This is a genomic window from Vibrio sp. 10N.261.45.E2 (genome assembly GCF_002875705.1).
In the GTDB taxonomy this organism is placed as follows: domain Bacteria; phylum Pseudomonadota; class Gammaproteobacteria; order Enterobacterales; family Vibrionaceae; genus Vibrio.
Map to the genome: position 1 here is coordinate 1 of NZ_MCZZ01000155.1, position 18,878 is coordinate 18,878.

Below are 18,878 nucleotides of genomic sequence, written 5' to 3' on the forward strand. Positions count from 1 at the left end.
ACTTGTCGTATTGACTAAGAGATACGCGAAACGGGTTGGCTCTATATCTAAATTTAATTACGCAACAAAGCCGAACAGCGATTAAAAATTAAGAATGTTTTATGAATATAGGAGGGAGCAGGGGAGGTGTTTTAGTTAATGAAAAAAGCTTAATACCTTACTTTAAATGTAACAAGTAATCATAAATCAATAAGATATCGGATTCATCGGTTCGGGTAATTGACATCTACTTCGAATTGCTGTTTTGATGTAATGATCTAGTAAACGTTGTTTGTTAGTTTTTCTACGTGCCAGATCATATCTCTGCAAAGGTTTGGGTATTACATGTACATCAATAGATAGATTTTGCATATTTCATCCGTAAGTCCCTAATAGGACGCTTCTATTAATCTTTGTTCAGCGGAAATGGCGATTGTCTAAAGGTGCTGCATGATAATCAAACAAGCATTAAAATTTCAATAGTGGAATCCTAGTTAAACGGTTTGATAACCCAAATTATTCGAATAGGTCTAGACGTAAAAAATGAACAAAGTTTGATAGTCAAAGCATGCCGAACAAGAGCTACTAGGGCCATGAGAGAACAGTACATATTGTCTACCGATACTAAGAACAACGCACCTCGAAGGAGCTGTCCAATAGTTCGAAAACGTTTTGCTTTTCAAATGATTAATGTTGTAACTAATTAATTTGGGTGTAGTCAATGTTGTTTGTCGCTAAAAGTGTTTGAAGTTTGATTACCTTTTTCTTTAAGTCTATCAACTCACCTTTAAGCCTTAAAATTTTATTAGTATCCTGTTCTCGACCTGCTAGTTGAGTAACTATAGATTCGTTAGTTTTTTTTAAGTGTACTAACTCTTTCGCTTGCCTATTTGTTTTTTTGGTCAACTGGTCTAACTTAACTTGAAGTTCAGACTCACTTTCGACTAGGGCCGACTCCTTAATATAATTAAAAAAATCCCTGCCAATTTCTATCTGCTTTTTTTCATATTGTGCAACCAAGTCTTTTAAATCATCTTTCGTTAGCTCCCTGCTAATTTCATTTGCTTTAGCTCTAGATAATTCGTGCTCTGACTTTAACTTCTCGTTCCATGTTTTTATCGAGTTGTACAAGAAAGGACAATTTTGCCTAGACATATTTGAGTGGTTTAAGTCATGTTCTCTATTGAGATTTTCCTTTACCGTTCTACACACAGATGACTTATTAATTGTTCTTTGCCTTATTGGGAGGGTTTTTTCTGAGGTCCTGATTTTATTTTTTATCATGATGAACTCTATCTCACAAACTTCATAAAAAGTTTTTTGAAGGTCTGTGAGTTTTTCGAATTCACTTGGATGTTTTTTTTCGATTTTATCTAAACCAATTAACATACGTCCTCCTAATGGCTACTCTCTAGTGGTTTTATCAGAGTTTCAATTACTTTAATCTGACGTTCAGAGTGTTTGTAACGTTTATTATTCGAGTTTCTCAACAGTTTCACTAATTGCTCTGGCTTGTCCATTGAGTGCAAAATGTTTTGGTGTGTAATCATTAACTGCTCAAGTGTTAAAAGGTGACTATCGCAATGAACGGATAAATTAGGACAACCAATACAGACTCCCGATTCACCGTTTTCAATTTTGGGCACACCTTGCTTATCAATACAATTAGCAAGCTTCCTTCTACTTTTAAAAACCATGCAAAACCCGTAACTATGAGGAACTAATCTTTCTATCCCATCATCTTCATCTTGAATCCATGCTTCAATCATTTCATCAAGCTCATCAGGAGTTTTCCAGTTCAGGCCCTCGATATAGTTTCTTACATACGCAACGGTATGACCTGAGTATTTTGTATGATTAACGTCTCCGGCAATCCTCTTAACCAATTCAATGCTATAGTGTGTTTCTGCCCTATGTTGCTCGATCGAAGTAACTTTGTTCCTTTTATATGCATGAGTGAAGTTAAGTACGTCACTGGAGCTATGAGCTAGATGCCTTCTGAGTGCGCGATGTATGTCTCCGTCAAATCTTCTCATTAAGTAGTCGGCCCAAAGGTGACGGCAGCCGTGTATAGTGAGTCGTTCACTTTTCTCTCTTTTCTTTAGTTCTTCTCTGATATCAATTGGAAGAGACTTCAACATTTCTTCATATATGGAATTAAAGCGTTTGTTAAGCTGTTGTCCACGTTTACTCACAAGGGATGTATCATCGTCGATGTAATCAGTACCAGATTCCAGCCAAATCCCAGTGGGGCGGTGGTGTAGCTTATAACGCTTAGTTTGTAACTTTCCCGCTTTAAAAACAGCACCGTTATAAAATAATGAAGGATAACCAGAATATTCAATATCATCGACAATAAATGATACTTCTTTTGTTTTGTCCAAAAAACTTATGTTTAATAAAGAGTCAATAGCATCATTCACTAGCGTTCCTGTTGTACGCTCATAGCTAAAGCCTTGATGTGTCTTATTTATATCTGTGACTATCCAAATTTCTTTTTTCTTTTCTTTTAAAACATTAATAGCTTTCATATTTACAAGTTCATGAGAACGTAATCCTGTAACAATTGCGACGATTGACAACGCACAATTATTGTAAAACGCAGCTCTCTTAGATAATTCTTTGCTTGTACCTAAGGATGAGTTTTTATTTTTGATCAGTTTAAAGAAATTACGAATCGAATATTTTGGCGTTCCTTTATCGAGTTTTTCATTAAAAGAGTCATGCCAAAATTTGAATCTCTTACTATTGGTCTTTAGGGATTTTGTATATGTAACTAATTCGTCAAAATTCATCTTGAGAGTTTCAACATCATAAGTTTCGGCTTCATGGAAGAACTTGATGTTATTTGGAGTACGTTTATCTGAACGATACCAAGAACAAGTGTTAAAGTGTCTGCAAGTTTCAAAGTACGCGGCAAGTAATTTGTGATTAATGCTATCAACCTGTTCAATGCAAAAACTTAGAATGTATGTTGATGTGATGTATGAAACAGTTTCTAGGCTTCCACCCCATAAATAGTCATTGAAATCGGATTCTAATCCATTTTCCATAAAAAATTTCTTGGCAATATCTTCAAAATTTCGTGACCGTGCTTTCATGGTTGTAATCCATAAAAAGTCTCCCCGTATAGTAGCGTCACTTAAGGCGTTAAGTGGATCACTTAATCGAATAAAGCTCGAAAAAGACAATATTTTTCCTGATTTGTAACTTTCTTTTAAGGTGTGTTCAAGGTAATCTAGTAGTGTGTTGTAATTAACATCCTCTACAATATTTTGGACTTCAATGTACTTCAAATATTTGATGAAATTGAAGAAATTTATTACTTTTTTATGCAGATCTGCGTGTGGAATGTTAAGTTTATTATCCTCCTTATACCCTCCGCATATAATAACAATGGCATGTCTAATAAATATCTTTGACTCGGGTGAGAATTTTGAGTCTTTAAAGCTTACATCGTAACTTTTATTATTTATAACGAAGTTATCATCGAATAATCGATTGTTAATTTTCTGATTTTGCTGAGCATATAAGAGGGTGTTAGTTACTTCTTGTAGATTTGAATACATAGCAGACACTCGTTCAAATGATTGGGTCACATAAAGGTAAATCGTACTCGGCTAATATTTCATCAGACTTAACATGCTCTACTTCATTGAAATTATTAGCTAAAGTTGCTAATACAATTCGGAGTCCTTCTATCTCGTTAACCTTATTGGATTTATCTTGATATGGTGATGATTGGTCTCTCCTCAATGATTCAATATAGATGTCTATTTGATTTATTTTTTGCTTCAAAAAGGCTAAAACCAAAGGATGCTTAATGATTAATATTTCTTCTTTGTCTTTAATTCCCAAGTAATCATTTACATCTTTACCAGATAAGTTAATAAATTCAGCAAAACCAGATTCATTTAAAGTTTCTGAAGGTCTTTTTACTCCAAGCATTTCCTCTGCCTCCGAGACTGAAATTTCTCTCATTTTTTTCAATAAAGTATGAGCGTCTTCCGTCATTGAATCTGCAACTTGTCTGCCTGCTGTATGATCAGCTTCTAGTAAGATAGGATTCTGAATTCTGGCTTCATAAGTATTAATGTCTACTTCAAGTGAGTGTGCTCTTTTGCTGGCTTCTATTGAACTTTCAATAGGCTGTTCAGCTTTTGGTATGCTAAAACGATCTGATTTGTAGATCTTATAATCAAATCCAAAGACTACCTTTTGAGTTTGAGTTAAATTTCCCCAATTTAGTTGCAGAGTCTTTTTCTTTCCCCATTTAGTTAATTTACTTTTACCTACGGCCTCCTTTTGTAAAATAAAAGTTTTTAAGAAATAGTGAGCTTCTTTAGGTATTGATTTTGGGTATATAGGATAGAAGTCCTCTAAAAAGTAAAAATAAGTGAATTCCCTTATTGTAAATAGTGAACAAAATGTTTTTTCATGTTCTGTATTTGTTTCTTGATAAAATTTAGTAATCTTATCAACGAATGACTTTGCAATTTCATACTCTTTTCTTTCGTTAGCCTTAGAGAACTCTACAACTTGTCCTCTTCCTTTTCCAGATCTCTCTTTAACTTCACCAAAAATAATAATTCCAAGATTTTCATTCTGGTCTATGTGATTAAGCGATAGTTTTATTAAGAGTGACTTTTGTAACTGGTGCTTAGCTAATAAGCTAAAAAAAATTGATAATTCTATTTTAGAAGGGTATCCCCGGATTAAATCAGGGTGTAACCACTTTGATATGAGTGTGTTATTAACTTTAATATTCTTCTTTTTATCGTCAGAAAACCACCTTGATCTTTGTACTCGGTCTTCGGTTTCATTGTAGAATAATGAAACATACTCCAACAGAGTAGTAGGTTCTTTAATTTTGAACGTATTTAAGTACGACTCTAAAATGTTTCTGTTTAAATTTGAGCTAATTAATGGGAATAAAGATAACTCATCATTTCTTATGTATATATCTCTGAGCATATCCCGATAAATAGAATTTACTGATGCTAATTTAGATGTTCGTTCGAAAGTCCATTTGTTTTTGTTGCATTTGTTAATAGTGGAATTGAGTAATTCAAATGCTTCTGTGGATTTTGAAAAATGCTCGATAAGCGTAGATTGATAGTTATTTATTACATCGAATGCAAAGTACAATGTAGCGTTAAAGCTTGACCATAGCGCTCTTTCTTCTTGAGCTGTATGTCGATGTGAAAACAATTTATCGCCTAGTGTTGACCTTGTTATTGAAGGGGTCTTAATTGTTTTTGGTAAATTTCTTATGGCCTCATAAATTAAATGATCATACTCAATGCCATATTTTTCATGATTTCTAAGACTGTTGTTAAGTAAGTAAATTACATTGTTATACATAGAAGAAGCAACTCGTTCTTTTTTTAGGTAGTTAAAAAAATTTTTCATACTATCAGGTTTGCAAAATTCATCATTGCTACTGCTAATGTATTTTGATATTAGCTCCAGAGGTTTAACTTTATTCGATTTGGTGTGGTTTTTTAGAGATTTAAAGTTTTTATGCTCGAAATAAGATGCAACGCATTGCATTGTTGAAGAGGGTGTTTGGTTAAAACTAATTTCACAAAAATAGTAGGTTGGCGTTTGTTGTGAAACACTATGGTGGGCGAAGGAAATATGAGATCTTGAATAATAATCCTCATAATTATTAAACTGCTCAGCTGTTAGTAATCCTCTATTTATGGAAAATGGATTAGACACTACTTGCTCCCTCTTGTTTCCTTCTATTATTTTTTACTCTTACTGCTGCCTCGGCGAAAGATATTGCTTCTTTTTCGAGTTCATCGGATTTCAAAACTATTGCGGCAAGATAGACATAGCTGGCAAAGGTTGTCTCTATACTCGAATGCCCCATAATTTCTTGTATGGCTATCTGGTCAATTCCTTTTCCATCCTTTTGATGTTTAATTATTAAGTTAGTTACAAAGCAGTGCCTAGTTGAGTAAAGCTCTCTTTGCTTCCAGAGCTTAACTTGTAGAGGACTTATATTAGTATTATTACTTATATATCTGTGTTTTGTCTTTTCCCAAAGTTTCGTGAAGTAACTCGCGTCACTCAGTTCTTTACCTTTATCAGTTACAAAGATGCGATTACGTATAATTTTACCTAAGTCTTTTTCAAGTTTTGGCAGTGTTGTATATAAATACTCTTTAAGCTTTTGATAAGCTTCAGGAGGGATAATGATTTTTCTAAGTTTGCCCTCTCCACGCCCTTTACCGGACACAATTAATTCAGCTGATACGTTAAATTTTGCTTTTTTATTTATCACTTTTTCTAGTCTTTTTCTTGAAAAGTTAGCTCCCTTTAATAATTCATGGGGCCTTAATCCGCAGTAATAACATAATGAAAATATCAGCCTATTTCTGGTGTTCAAGAATTTATTTTTAGCGGTGCAATAGCCAATGAACGCTTTAAACTCATCTTTATTGTAATATTTATTATGAATCGTAAGGTCGAAGCCTAGACTATATGTTTGTTGTTTTTCGTAACGTTTATATATATACGAAAAGTCTTTTTTTTCTGATGTGAAACCGAATTTAAAACAGAAATCATAGAAGTCACGTAGAGTGTCTATATGAAGCTCCATACTGGAGTTTTTTAGACCACCTTTTTTGTACTTATCTGAAAATATGCAATTACCTTTAAATAAGAGGTTTAGGTATCCTGTTATATATGCGTCACCGATGTTAAATAGAGCTTTATTAGCCAATTCATGCTTACTCTTTAAATCACCTTTAAATGACCAGTCATTATTGTCTGTGAGAACTTGGTTAATGAAAATTTTCAACCTTGATGTTAGGTTTTTAATTGAAATGCTCTTGTTTGTGCGCAATTTGTAATATAGATAAGTACTTGGCACAAATAATGGTGCACCTGCTAAGAATAACAGGTTGGCTTGAGTGGAGGTGTGCGAGTCAACCTCATAATCCTTCACTGTGATAGTTTGGATTGCTTCTTTCAAAATTAATACCGAATGAGTTTTTGTTAGTATTATTAATATAGATTGGTTTGCATTAGAATCAAACTCTGTCTAACACAATATTATAGTTCATAGTAGACGGTATTAACTTATTAATACATACGGATTTCTAGATAGAATTCTTTTGTTAATTAAGGCTGTTGCTTTCCACTCCTCTGTCCTTTTGCCTGAGAGTTTCACTTAGCGAATAACTTATAGATAAGTAACGGGCACTAAGCTTGCTCCTTCGGCGACCGATCTAACGGTTCTCTCCAGAGGTTCCTCCAACAACAGTCCTCACTTTTCTGGATTTCTCCAGCATAAAGCACCTGAAAGATTTACTTCTTCGGCGGGTCAATCTAACTAAGTGTTAAAATTTAGTTAAAAACCACTCTCCTGCAGTCTTCATCGGAACAATTACCTAAGTAATTAGGTAATCTGTAGGCGTATCCTAGATCATATAAAATGTGATGTCAGCTACAAAATATCTGTTTGCACAAATGTTGTTCAACTAAATGATCAAACAACGAGTCTCTGACGTAACTTGCTTATTTAAATGGTATAAAATAGAGAAACAAGGAGGAGTTATGACTCGACTAATAGCGATTGTTTTTTTATTAGCTTTGGCATTTGTACTATTTCGTTACCGGACAAACGAAAAATTACAAAAATGGGTAGTGATAGTTATCGTTAGCAGCTTCCTTTTGTATACTGCCAGCTTGATGATTTCGGAGTTAACCCGTTAAACCTAGCTGTGAGCAGGTAGTATGAACGTGTTAGCAAAGTTTAAGTATCTCTGACTTGAACGATAGGTTTAACTGAGCCTAAACAATCAGTATTGGTATAGCATCAGTGACCGCGTAACGTTAAACAAATTTTTGGGAGTACCCGCTAGTGAACCAGCAATCTGGACAAAGCGAACAAGATGAAGTGGTTGTTATTGAAGAACGCGATAAACGCAGTCAGCTCTATATTGGCATTGCTGCCGTTATAGGTTTAGCGTTGGGTGGTTTAATCGGTTCTACAGTCACGGCATCGAAGTGGGAGTCTACTTATCAGGTACTCGAAACTCGTTATCAAGAACTGCATGACAGCAGAACACATTTGATGACATCTGTTGAAACGAAAGTGGCAAAAGTTGATACCGAAATCGATGCAAAAGTAGAAGCCGCACTAACAAAACAAGCGGAAGAGCATCAAAAAGAACTCCAAGAGCTAGCGAAGCAGTCTGCGGTTTTAGAGAAAGCTAACTACTCGCTAGAGCAACAGCTAAACGAGCAAAAGCAAACGTTGGAACAAACAGAGAAAGATAACCAGAAACTGAATCGTCAGGCTGACATGCAATCAACTTTGTTCGAGCGTTCGCGCGAAGTTTTCAGAAAAGAATTACAAATTTCTCAAGAACTTGAAAAGCTTGAGAAAGAAAGAGACGAGCTCGAGCAGAATCTTGGTTCGCTTAAGAAAGCATGTGATGTTTACTTAGATGGCACATCATGGGATGCAAAATCTGACGCTTGTGAGAAGCAAGACAACGCGAACTCTCGCCTGAGTGACATCAGACAAATGATTGAAGTTCACACCATGGATCTCAAGCAAATCAAAACACTAACCGAAGAGATGGGTCTATAAGTACAAACGCTTAATTCAATCGTCTCTGGTTGCAGCTATTCAAACGCCCACATCATAAAAATGATGTGGGCGTTTTTTTGTTTTATCGAGAGCATAGAGCTAGTGTTCGATTATTTGAGCGTTTCATCGGTTACTTAGATATTTGTGAATAGCTACGTATAACCATAATGATATGTGACTTGTTGTCTATTAAGTGGCTTTGCAGACATATTTGTAAGGTTGAGAAATAGCATAATAGTGGTGTTCAGGATGAACACGCAGTCAATTGCTCGTACGCATTTTGATTGTTTTGACTACAAGGGATGGAGTGATGCCAGAATATCTTTGTGAGAACTGCACCGTAGCTTATTGCTTTGATGATTGTAACTCGCCATTGGCACAACGAGATATGATTGAAGTTGAAGAGGCGTTGAGTTGTGAGAAATTAAGCCAAGACCCTGAACGGCTTGAACAAGAAAACTCAGATATAAAAAATCCCTACGAGCGAAGCCGGTAGGGATTTTGAATAAGCTATTGTTCTGTTCTTACTTTCTCAAGCAAAGGGTTTTACCAAAATTTTTAGAACAGCGTTAACAAGCTAGTCATTATTTTTCGTAAGTTTTGATTTCGCCTGATTTCACGCGAGCAACAAACGATTGCAGTTCTTTCTTAACAACAGGCATCAAGAAGTACAGGCCAAGAATGTTGAAGATAGACATTGCAAAGATAGCCGCATCAGAGAAGTCGATTACCGCGCCAAATTGAATCGTGGCACCAATAACAACAAACACGCAAAACATCACTTTAAAAATCAGTTCCGTTGTTTTGCCTTCACCAAATAGGTAAGTCCAAGCCTTAAGACCGTAGTACGACCAAGAGATCATGGTCGAAAACGCAAACATGATTACCGCGAGAGCGAGTGTGTATTTGAACACTTCTGCCGTTTCAGTAAACGATGCAGCAGTAAGCGTCACACCAGTTAAACCAGAGCCATCGAAAGGACCGGTGTTTAGGCCTGCGATAGTGATAACCAATGCTGTCATTGTACAAATGATTACCGTATCAACGAATGGTTCTAATAGTGATACTAGGCCTTCAGTGATTGGCTCTTTAGTTTTAACCGCTGAGTGAGCGATAGCTGCAGAACCTACACCTGCTTCGTTCGAGAACGTTGCACGTTTCAAGCCTTGAATTAATGCACCAATGAATCCACCAACGACACCTTCACCAGTAAATGCACCTGTAAAGATTGCGCTAAACGCAGGACCCACTTGATCGAGGTTAGAACCGATAACGATCACAGCCATACCGATGTACAGCGCCGCCATCCAAGGAACAACTTTTTCCGTTACCGATGCAATAGAAGGCATACCACCAACAATCACAGAGAAAACCAAAGCCGCTAGTACAAGACCTGTGATTACACCGTATTCACTTGGTACATCAAATGCGTAAGTTAACATGGCATGTGCTTGGTTAGCTTGGAACATGTTGCCGCCGCCCAATGCACCTAAAATACACATTAATGCAAAACCAATCGCGAGTACTTTGCCTAGTCCGCCTAAACCTCTTTCACCAAGACCTTGGCTCAGGTAATACATTGGACCACCCGAAACAACACCTGAAGGCAGGATAGTTCGGTATTTCACACCTAAGGTACACTCACAGAACTTAGAAGCCATGCCTAGAAGGCCACACAAGATCATCCAGAATGTCGCGCCAGGGCCACCAATCGCAAGTGCAGCACCCACACCAGCAATGTTACCAAGGCCGACAGTACCAGAAAGCGCTGTTGTTAACGCTTGAAAGTGAGAAACTTCGCCGTCTTCTTTAGAGTTAGGGTCCGTATACTTACCTTTGATAATGTCTATTGCCATGCCGACACGTTTAAATTGAACAAAGCCAAAATAAACAGTAAAGATGATTGCAGCGAGCAAAAGCCACCCAACAATCACTGGAAAGTTTGCTTCACCAATCGGTACACTTTTAAATATGAGCCCAACGAACCAACCTGTGTATTCGTTGAAAAATCCATCAACACTTTGACTTAAATTGCTGATAGTTTGGTTAAATGATCCTTCTTCTGCAAATGCACTGGAACTAAACAATAATATAAACCCAAAAAATAATTCACGTATGTTTTTCATGGTTTTCCCTGTCTTTTTTAATAAATTATGTTTGTTGCTGTTGTGTTTGTTTTCTATTTGATTTGTATATTTCTGTGGTTTATCTACTTCATTTGACGGCAACATAAACGGCTGTAGCTAGGTCGAAAAACGAAACAAATATAACCACTGATCTTGCTTTGTATGAATATCCTTTTGGTATGTGCACCAATAAGACTATGGTATTCGGGCTCCCAAGTCCTACTGATAATCCTATACATAAAAATAATACCAACAAAGAAATTTTTACAATAAATTTACAATTGTTCGAGTTTTGTCATCATTTAGGAATAAGTCGATACTTTTTAGGTAGGAAAAAGTATACGCAGCTGCTCTTATAGAGACGAATTTAGGATGATTCTGAGTTTTGCGTAGTAGATAAATAGGGGGAGTTTTAATATTAGATATGTTTTTGGGAAGTGTTTGCGCATTGGTTATTGAGATTTTGCTTGAAGTCGGAGGCATTAAAAAGCTCTTTATCAGAGCTTTTTAATGTTTTGAGGAGCAGGAAGCTTTATTGGTTTTTCTCTAGAGCATAAAACTAAACAACTCGATGACTGTTGCCGGTACTATTGCTAGCATTGCTTTTGCCGGATTTGTGGTAGAGCTTAAGCGCCAATAGCGAACCCCATAGCAAGACTTGTCCCCATAGCAATGTCCATTGAGACGCCACTTCTTGCCATGATGCCCCCATTTGATTCAGCGCTAAGAAACCTTGAATCGCGGGCGTGCTTGGAAACAGCTGTGATAACAGAACTAACCATTCAGGCATCATTTCAACCGGCCAGATAAAACCTGAAGAGAAGATCAATGGCATTGAACTGATTAACACCACAACCGTGACTAACTCTCTTCGTGGCACTAGCTCGCCAATAAAAATCCCGATCAAACAGCTTGCCAGTAAGAAGGGCAGAAGTAAGGTTAAGATCTGTATTGTTGAGGCGAGTAGGTTTATCCCATACATCGAGAAGCTTGCGCCGAAGTAGTACATCGACAACAAGTAGTAAATGCCGACTAAGGTACAACAGCGAGCAAGCATCAATTTCGCTGGAGAGGTTTTACTCCAGTAGCCAAATGTTGATTGAGCGTTTTGGGTCGCACCAATTAAACCGGAAGCCATGGCTAAGGTTTGTTGCAGGATCAACACAAAGACGGCTGGAACCACGTAATCGATGTAACCCATGCGACTATTGAAGGTTGGTTTTAGATTCAAGCTGAATGCACTGTAGCCTTTGGCCGCAGATTCTAAAGGCACACCTTCGATTAACAAATGACTGACCTTAACTTGAGCAGCTAACGTGCCACCGGCCTTGGCAAGCCCTTCAACAATGGTTCCGTAGACCAAGAAGTAAGAAGCATCGCCCGCGTAAGAAAGTGTTGGGCTTTTACCCAATAGCAAGTCTTTATAGAAGTCTTCTGGGATGACGAGGAATCCACCAATCTCTTGGTTTAACACGGCTTGTTTTGCATCGGCGATGGTGGAGTCGCGACGAACCAATTCGATCTGAGAAGTGGCATCCACCATTCGCTCTAATTGGTAGCTGCTTTGGCTCTTGTCCAAGTTTACAACCGAGGCTTTAAGTTGTTGAGGAACTTGATTCGCGTAAGGTAATGGATACAAGAATGAATAGAAGACCACACCACCGAATACCGTAAGAAGCACGACAGGGTTGCGCAGTACCGCTAAGATTTCTTGCTTGAGCAGTTGAGTAAAGCTCATCGTTTTACTCCTTGTTGTACTGATGGTTCTGTCTGTGTTGCTTGGACAGATAGAGCTGATTGCGCCAAGTGCTTCTTAATTAATAACATCACCACGAAAGCAGGAACCGCGTACCACAGCATAGAAGAGAGGCTGATCAGTGACTGCGCTGCGCTTACGCCATAACTAGACTGCGCTGTTTGTACTTCTATGTAATGACTAACGGGCAACAAGCTTCTCCAAATTTGAGCTGCCGTGTTCATGTCTGTTACTGGAAAGGTAATACCCATAAACGCAAAACTTGGTGCCGTAAATGCGCCAGCGAAACTCATCGCTCTTGCAGGATCTAGTGTTAAGAAGAAAAACAAACAACCCATGATGATACAACTAATCACGGTAAGCAGTTGGGCAATGGTCAATGCCACAAAGCTGCCGTTAAATGGCCAGTCCAAGAGCGCATAGAACCAAATAGTGAACGCAATACCAAACATCAAAAACAAGACTAGGTAAGGTGTTAATGTTGATACGAGTGACTTCATAGGGGCGTTGGATAACCAAGCGTGAAGGCCACGAGCTCTAATGTTCGCCGTCAAAACCAATATCGTGCCCACCACAATCATGATCTGCCATAGTGCAGGAATAACCGCAGACACCAAGAACTGAGCATAACTGGTGTTCTTGTTAAACAGCGGCGTGATTTGGCTTTGCACTGTTACTGCTTGGCCTAGTGCGGATTGCACTGTGGTATCACCGTGTGACAGCTGTTTCACGACTTCAAGTTGCGCGTCAAACGTCCCTTGAGCCTGCAGCAATGCTGAGTTCACCAGCTTACCGATCAAGATAAATTGGCTGTTGTAGAACACAGACACTTGTGGATTCAAACCGAGCAGAAGATCTCGGTCGAAGTGCCTTGGTATCACAACATAACCATAGATATCGCGTTCAATCATCGCTTTCGCCGCATCACTCGCAGAGCTATATTTCTGAGTGACTTGCAGTGTTGGTGATGCATCAACAAGACGTGTGAACTGTTGCGAGATTTGACTGTGCTCCAGATCAACAATCGCAACCGGTAGGTCACGGGCGATGCCTTGTGAAAAAATCAGCCAGATACTGGCAGCAAGAAGCAAAGGTATCCAAGTTAGGCAAGACAATAACCATTTATCTTTGCGGACAATCGCCCACTGCCTAAGCAAGGCATTCTTCGCTCTATGATGCTCAGTTGATTGTGAGCCTTTAGATTGCGGTCCAGTCGATTGAGAGTTATTAGCAGACATACGTCACCTAAAGCTCAACCACTAGGCTCATGCCCATACGCAGTGTTTCTTTGGTGTCGACAGGGTGCGCTTCTACTTCAAAAGTACGTAAGTCAAAGCCTTGTGCCGCATCTGTTGAACGCCAAGTTGCGAAATCACCCATTACGGCGATGTGAGTCACTTGGAAAGTTAATGATTTATCCAGAGCTGGCAGATAAGCCTCAAATTGGCTGCCTTTCTCAAAATGCTTAAGCATGTCTTCACGCACATTGAGTACTGCCCAAGCATCCTTGGTGTCTATAACAGTCACAACAGGGAAGCCTTGTGGTGCGAGCTCACCGCTGCTCAATAGAACTTGAGAGACTTCGCCATTAAACCAGCTGTGGATCTGTGTGTCTTTCGCGTAAGCTTCAACCTCTGCTACTGCACCAGCTGCCATTAATGCTTTTTGAGCGGCCGCCACTTTGGTTTCGTCACGAGCACCTTCTTGCGCCAATTGATACATTTGGAACGCAGCACTTTCTGTGTACTTCGCTGCTTGCCATTGAGTTTTGGCTTCATCACGTTTCTGTTCGGCAACCACACCATCGTTGTATAGGTTGTTTACACGTTGGTAAGTTTTGTCCATCAGATCGGCTGCTGCTTTTGCTTTCAACCATTGGTCTTTAGCGGCTTGGATTTGTTGAGTACGCGCGCCATTTTCTGCTTCTTGTGCTAATGCACCAGCGGCTTTCTGACCGGCTTTTGCTTGTTCTAGCTTTGCATCAATCTCAGGGCTGAGTAGAGAAAAGATCAGTTCACCTTTTTCAACCGAATCACCTTTACGCACGAATATTTCGTCAATTCTGCCAGGCACTTTCGATGAGATGCTGTATTGCTGGGCATCGATTTGACCTTGAAGCTTAACTGGCTGCGGTTGATAAGCTTGGTAGAAACTGTATCCGACCCAGCCAATAACGCCGATACCAACTAAAGATAGAAGAAGGGGCTTAATAGGTTTCATGAATTATCCTTTTGACTGGCTATCGGTGTCTGCTTTTGAGTCGAAGTCAGACGGAACAGAAGAAGTTAAGTAACTCGAGTAAGCATTCATCTCGCTGGTTAGCGCTAATAGCTTATTGAGAGAGATGAGGTATTTGAATCGCGCAGCAGATTGCTGGGTTTTAATGCTTGCAAGATAAAGCTCCGCATCAACCACTTCTAGCGAGTTAGAAAGCCCTTGAGTGAAGGCTTTTTTGCGAAGTAATAGATTTTCCTGAGCCAAAGACAAGCTTGAGTTTAGGCCTTGAACCTCTTCAATGGCTTGGTTTGCTTCAAGGTAGGTTTTCTGTACCAACACGGTTAGGTCTTGTTTGGCTTGTGACTTAAGAAACTGAACCTGTGATACGGCACTGTGAGCCGCGGCGACTTTGTCGGAACGGCCTGAAGTGTCAAGCAGCGGTACATTAACGCCAATACCAACCAACCAATCGGGTTTCATTTCACTTGCTAAAGAATCATCCTCATACAGGCTGTAATCACCGTAAAGGTAAACCTCTGGGTAGTATTTACCTTTCTCGGCTTTAATCAAACTGCTTGCTTGTTTCTCTTTTGCATCAAGGATCTTGAGGCCGGGGTAGGTCATGAGTGTTTGGTCAATGAATACGTCCATATGCGGCAGGTTCTTATTGATAAACAACTGCTCTGAAGGTTCGACACTTTCGCTTTGACCAAGGATCTGTGTCAGTGCCAGTTGTGCGATCTTGAGATCGTTCTGAGCTTTGGTGCGCTCAACCACTGCTTTATCTAAAGAAGCATCGGCTTGCAGACGTTCAACTCGTGCGATTTGCCCTTGCTGTTCAAGCTTAATGGCGAAATCACGATGCTGAGTTAAGCCAGCTTCAACAGCTTGACGAGTCTTTACTACGTCTTCTGCAAGGATCACCGAGAAGTAATATTTACTTAAATCTTCGTAACGAGCTTGTTTCTCCATCAACAACTGGCTTTGCGCTTCCTCGCTTTTACCTTCAGCTGCGGTTTGTGCTGCGGTAATTCGACCACCTGTAAAGATAGGCCACACTGCGCGAATGGAAGAACTAAAGATGTCTTGTTCGGTAATAGTAGAGGTGATGCCACCGAGAGCTGAAGTTAACCCAGGGAGCGCGGCTCCAATACCAGACAAACCCGCTGGTACGCCACTCAAGCTATCGGCAAACTGTTCGCCATTGATGGTTACGTCACTATCGAGGTGCGTGTAGTTAGCTCCTAACGTAATAGAAGGGAGGTTGAGGCTACTGGTTGAGTTTTGAAGGTGCTGATAACGTTCAACGTTAGCTCGTTGAGCCGCAAGTGAGTTGTTGTTTTCTTGCAATATCTGCCACGCTTCAGAAAAAGTGAGCGGAGCTGCATAGCTTGGCGCAGCGAATGTGCCGAGGAGCACACTGGCGATCGCAAGGTATCGGAATTTTGGTTTGGTCATCTGCATTAAATACCAAATTAGAGTATTAGCTCTAATGTTAACAGGGCAATAGTCATTTGTCTTGAGTTGATTGTCTCACATCATCAGAATCAGTCATAACTCGTTAAGTTATTGTAATAAAGTACGTGATGTGGATAACAAAGATCACTGAAACGAAAAGAGCACGACAGACGTGCTCTTTAAGTTCAGTATAGAAGTGTTTTTACAAAATGAAGTGGCTTATTTAAAGCTAGGACAATGGTGATCGGCGCGCCACACTAATTGTCTTGATCCTTGCATTGTTTGTAATAAATCTCTACCTGACATTTGCGGGAACGCTAACAATACCTTGAGTTCGAGAGGAGAGGTACCGTCTTTCTCATAGGCTCTTACGTGAGTAAAAGTCGATTGTAAGTGTTTGAACAGCATAGTCTTAGTAAGACAAATTCCAAAGTTATCGCGTTTCATTGCCTGGTTTCCTTTTCAACAATGTTTATACGTTATGTTTTTTATCCTGTTTCTATTGGACGTTGCCACTGATCGATACTTCCTGCTCATCAATGCTTCATTATTGGGTGCTGCTTTTATCTGTCACCTCTTCGTTGTTTGGCTAGCCGAGTTTGAAAATGGCGATGGATGAATAGGGGAGAATACTTAATCCGTTTGATCATCATTCGTAACTGCGAGCGCGCAACTTTTACTTATCGATACGTCCAGTGAGTGAAGAGTTGTTGTCGTTCTGTTAACCGAAACTTCGGTTTAAAGCGCTGTCATAAAATTGCAACGTATAGCTTGGCAACAACAAACCCTTTCATATGCAACCATTGTAATTGTATTTATTTTAAACAACCTAAAAAACACCTAAAAGCTTAGTGATCTAGCTCAATATTTATTCGTTTAATTTGGTTTTTAAGCTAATTCGTTCTAAAAGTGAACGATTGGTCGTTCTTAAAGACGTAAAGGATTATCAATTAATAATCTGCTCAATTATTTAGTTGAGTAACAGTCACAAATTCGCGCACCTAGAAAGGTCATGCGATTAACTTGGTGTTAACATTGTTCGTCTAACACTAGGGACGGTGGAATATGAAATGGAGCAGTATCAGTTTCCGTAAAAGGTTACTGATTATCATGACGGTCACTGGCCTCGTTGAACTTTTGATACTCGCAGCGGCTGGTTTTTATTACATCAAGCAATCTCAAGAGCAAGAGATGGGTTTGAAAGCGCTCGGTGTTGCTGAATTTCTATCTCAATCGCCACTTGTCACTAGCATTATTCAAGAAAACGGAACGTTGGATACTAATGGCGTTCCTTACGTTCTGTCTGAAGAAACTCAAGTTAAATTTCGTAACCTTACTCAGCTCATTGGCGCGGCGTTTATCGTTGTGGGAAATGATAAAGGTATTCGCTTGATTCACCCTTACGATGACAGGCTCGGGAAACCGATGCGTGGTGGGGATAACCAAAAAGCATTGGTATTGGGCGAGTCTTATGTGTCGACGGCCAAAGGATCGCTTGGTTTTTCAGTTCGTGGTAAATCCGCGGTAAAAGACCAACAAGGTACCGTTATTGGGGTAGTGTCGGTTGGTTACCTATTGGATTCTTTGCAAGACCGAATTGAACCTTATTTAGCTTTTTTGATTGTGATGGCGTTGCTGGTGGTTGCGGTCAATGCGTTGATTTCGAGTTATGTGTCTCGCCGTTTTCAGCGTGCTATTTTAGGCTTTGAGCCTGAAGAGATAGGGCGGTTGTATGTCGAGTTAGATGTAACCATGAGTACCGTGAAAGAAGGCATTTTAAGCATTGATAAGAACGGTATTTTACGCTCAATAAACAAAAGTGCCTGCGATATTTTATCGATAGACAGGGATAAAGCCCTCAATCAACAGCGCCTTTCTGACGTATTGGCAGGCAGTGATTTAGAACACCTGTTATCGACAGGCGACACCGATCACGATGTTGAACTGTATTTAAACAATAAGCGAATCATTGCTAACCGTAGCCCGATCATTGTGGCGGGTGAGGTGGTCGGGGCGGTATCCAGTTTCCGTTTACGAGATGAAATCAACGATTTAACAGACCAGCTCTCACAAACTAAAGAATATGCTGATCTACTGCGTTCACAAACCCATGAGCATCAAAACAAGCTTAACACCATCAGTGGCTTGATTCAGATGGGCGAGTTGGATTCAGTCCAACAACTGATTGGCCAAGAAACGGCGCACTATCAAAGCTTGATTGAGTTCTTGCGTGAAACCGTTAAAGATCCGCTCATCGCAGGTATGCTCCTTGGGAAAACGGAGCGCGCGCGCGAAATTGGTTTAGAGCTCAAGGTCGAAGAAGGCTCAAGGCTTGAAGCACTGCCTAGCTGGTTAAACGCGGATGACGTTGTCACAATTCTTGGAAACCTGATTGATAACGCCTTTGATGCCACTATGACCGCTATAAAGCAAGAGGGTCAAATTGCTCCAGCACGCCGAGTTATTGAAGTTTCAATCAGTGATTTTGGTAATGAAATTATCGTAGAAGTGGAAGATAAAGGGTGCGGTTTGCCAAAAGAGTTGGCGACCAAAGCACTCACCGAAAAAGGCGTGTCGAGCAAAGCGAAGCAAAATCGCGGGGTTGGTTTGTATCTTATTAAGCAATTGGCTGACCGATATCAAGGGCAGCTTGAAATGGTCGACAACAACGATTTTGGCACGCGAATGACGGTTTATCTGCCAAAAGAAGAACAGAAATAATTAAGCACGA

General features: G+C 39.6%; 13 protein-coding genes and 1 riboswitch. Of the genes, 3 read left to right on the forward strand and 10 right to left on the reverse strand.

Features of this window, described 5'->3' with window-relative positions; genetic code table 11:
- Positions 1-678: 678 nt before the first annotated feature.
- The 4 genes from BCT34_RS21420 to BCT34_RS21435 are packed head-to-tail and all read right to left on the reverse strand — an operon-like array spanning position 679 to position 6,964.
- A complete protein-coding gene (locus tag BCT34_RS21420) occupies positions 679-1,368 on the reverse strand; it encodes a hypothetical protein (protein ID WP_076653465.1) in 690 nt (229 codons plus the stop codon).
- Between the two features lie 8 nt (positions 1,369-1,376).
- The gene (locus tag BCT34_RS21425) at positions 1,377-3,548 is read right to left on the reverse strand and encodes a hypothetical protein (protein WP_076653463.1); all 2,172 of its coding nucleotides are present in this window, start codon (positions 3,546-3,548) and stop codon (positions 1,377-1,379) included.
- Positions 3,549-3,561: 13 nt separating this feature from the next.
- The gene (locus BCT34_RS21430; RefSeq protein ID WP_102300416.1) at positions 3,562-5,703 is read right to left on the reverse strand and encodes a hypothetical protein; all 2,142 of its coding nucleotides are present in this window, start codon (positions 5,701-5,703) and stop codon (positions 3,562-3,564) included.
- On the reverse strand, positions 5,696-6,964 hold the full coding sequence (locus tag BCT34_RS21435; RefSeq protein WP_083702786.1) for a site-specific integrase: 1,269 nt from the start codon (positions 6,962-6,964) through the stop codon (positions 5,696-5,698). The genes BCT34_RS21430 and BCT34_RS21435 overlap by 8 nt, the downstream gene beginning before the upstream one ends.
- Positions 6,965-7,127: 163 nt before the next feature.
- Positions 7,128-7,247, reverse strand: a riboswitch (glycine riboswitch).
- A 608-nt stretch (positions 7,248-7,855) separates the two neighbouring features.
- Here BCT34_RS21435 and BCT34_RS21440 point away from each other — a divergent pair.
- Positions 7,856-8,590: a chromosome partitioning protein ParA gene (locus tag BCT34_RS21440; RefSeq protein ID WP_076652595.1), complete on the forward strand. Its 735-nt coding sequence runs from the start codon at positions 7,856-7,858 to the stop codon at positions 8,588-8,590.
- Positions 8,591-8,900: 310 nt separating this feature from the next.
- Positions 8,901-9,086, forward strand: coding sequence for a hypothetical protein (locus tag BCT34_RS21445; RefSeq protein WP_076652592.1), 186 nt, complete (start codon positions 8,901-8,903; stop codon positions 9,084-9,086).
- Positions 9,087-9,174: 88 nt separating this feature from the next.
- Here the strand turns inward: BCT34_RS21445 and BCT34_RS21450 are convergent, their stop codons facing one another.
- The 6 genes from BCT34_RS21450 to BCT34_RS21475 form a co-directional block, all read right to left on the reverse strand.
- Entirely contained in the window at positions 9,175-10,716 is a 1,542-nt protein-coding gene (locus tag BCT34_RS21450) for an alanine/glycine:cation symporter family protein (RefSeq protein WP_076652590.1), read from the reverse strand.
- Positions 10,717-11,275: 559 nt separating this feature from the next.
- Positions 11,276-12,454, reverse strand: coding sequence for an ABC transporter permease (locus tag BCT34_RS21455; protein ID WP_076652587.1), 1,179 nt, complete (start codon positions 12,452-12,454; stop codon positions 11,276-11,278).
- Positions 12,451-13,710, reverse strand: coding sequence for an ABC transporter permease (locus BCT34_RS21460; protein WP_076652585.1), 1,260 nt, complete (start codon positions 13,708-13,710; stop codon positions 12,451-12,453). Before BCT34_RS21460 ends, BCT34_RS21455 begins: the two co-directional genes overlap by 4 nt.
- Positions 13,711-13,717: 7 nt before the next feature.
- A complete protein-coding gene (locus BCT34_RS21465; RefSeq protein WP_076652583.1) occupies positions 13,718-14,692 on the reverse strand; it encodes an efflux RND transporter periplasmic adaptor subunit in 975 nt (324 codons plus the stop codon).
- 3 nt (positions 14,693-14,695) lie between these two features.
- The gene (locus BCT34_RS21470; protein WP_076652580.1) at positions 14,696-16,153 is read right to left on the reverse strand and encodes a TolC family protein; all 1,458 of its coding nucleotides are present in this window, start codon (positions 16,151-16,153) and stop codon (positions 14,696-14,698) included.
- A gap of 213 nt (positions 16,154-16,366) precedes the next feature.
- Complete coding sequence (locus BCT34_RS21475) at positions 16,367-16,594, reverse strand: hypothetical protein (protein WP_076652578.1); 228 nt, start codon at positions 16,592-16,594, stop codon at positions 16,367-16,369.
- A gap of 618 nt (positions 16,595-17,212) precedes the next feature.
- Between BCT34_RS21475 and BCT34_RS21480 the strand changes: the two genes are divergently transcribed.
- Entirely contained in the window at positions 17,213-18,868 is a 1,656-nt protein-coding gene (locus BCT34_RS21480; protein WP_076652575.1) for a sensor histidine kinase, read from the forward strand.
- Positions 18,869-18,878: the final 10 nt, after the last annotated feature.

What these genes read in the sequence shown, in the direction of transcription:
- BCT34_RS21420 (WP_076653465.1), bottom strand. Translation starts at nt 1,368, where the DNA reads ATGTTAATTGGTTTAGATAAAATCGAAAAAAAACATCCAAGTGAATTC.
- BCT34_RS21425 (WP_076653463.1), bottom strand. Translation starts at nt 3,548, where the DNA reads ATGTATTCAAATCTACAAGAAGTAACTAACACCCTCTTATATGCTCAG.
- BCT34_RS21445 (WP_076652592.1), top strand. Translation starts at nt 8,901, where the DNA reads ATGCCAGAATATCTTTGTGAGAACTGCACCGTAGCTTATTGCTTTGAT.
- BCT34_RS21450 (WP_076652590.1), bottom strand. Translation starts at nt 10,716, where the DNA reads ATGAAAAACATACGTGAATTATTTTTTGGGTTTATATTATTGTTTAGT.
- BCT34_RS21455 (WP_076652587.1), bottom strand. Translation starts at nt 12,454, where the DNA reads ATGAGCTTTACTCAACTGCTCAAGCAAGAAATCTTAGCGGTACTGCGC.
- BCT34_RS21460 (WP_076652585.1), bottom strand. Translation starts at nt 13,710, where the DNA reads ATGTCTGCTAATAACTCTCAATCGACTGGACCGCAATCTAAAGGCTCA.
- BCT34_RS21465 (WP_076652583.1), bottom strand. Translation starts at nt 14,692, where the DNA reads ATGAAACCTATTAAGCCCCTTCTTCTATCTTTAGTTGGTATCGGCGTT.
- BCT34_RS21470 (WP_076652580.1), bottom strand. Translation starts at nt 16,153, where the DNA reads ATGCAGATGACCAAACCAAAATTCCGATACCTTGCGATCGCCAGTGTG.
- BCT34_RS21475 (WP_076652578.1), bottom strand. Translation starts at nt 16,594, where the DNA reads ATGAAACGCGATAACTTTGGAATTTGTCTTACTAAGACTATGCTGTTC.
- BCT34_RS21480 (WP_076652575.1), top strand. Translation starts at nt 17,213, where the DNA reads ATGAAATGGAGCAGTATCAGTTTCCGTAAAAGGTTACTGATTATCATG.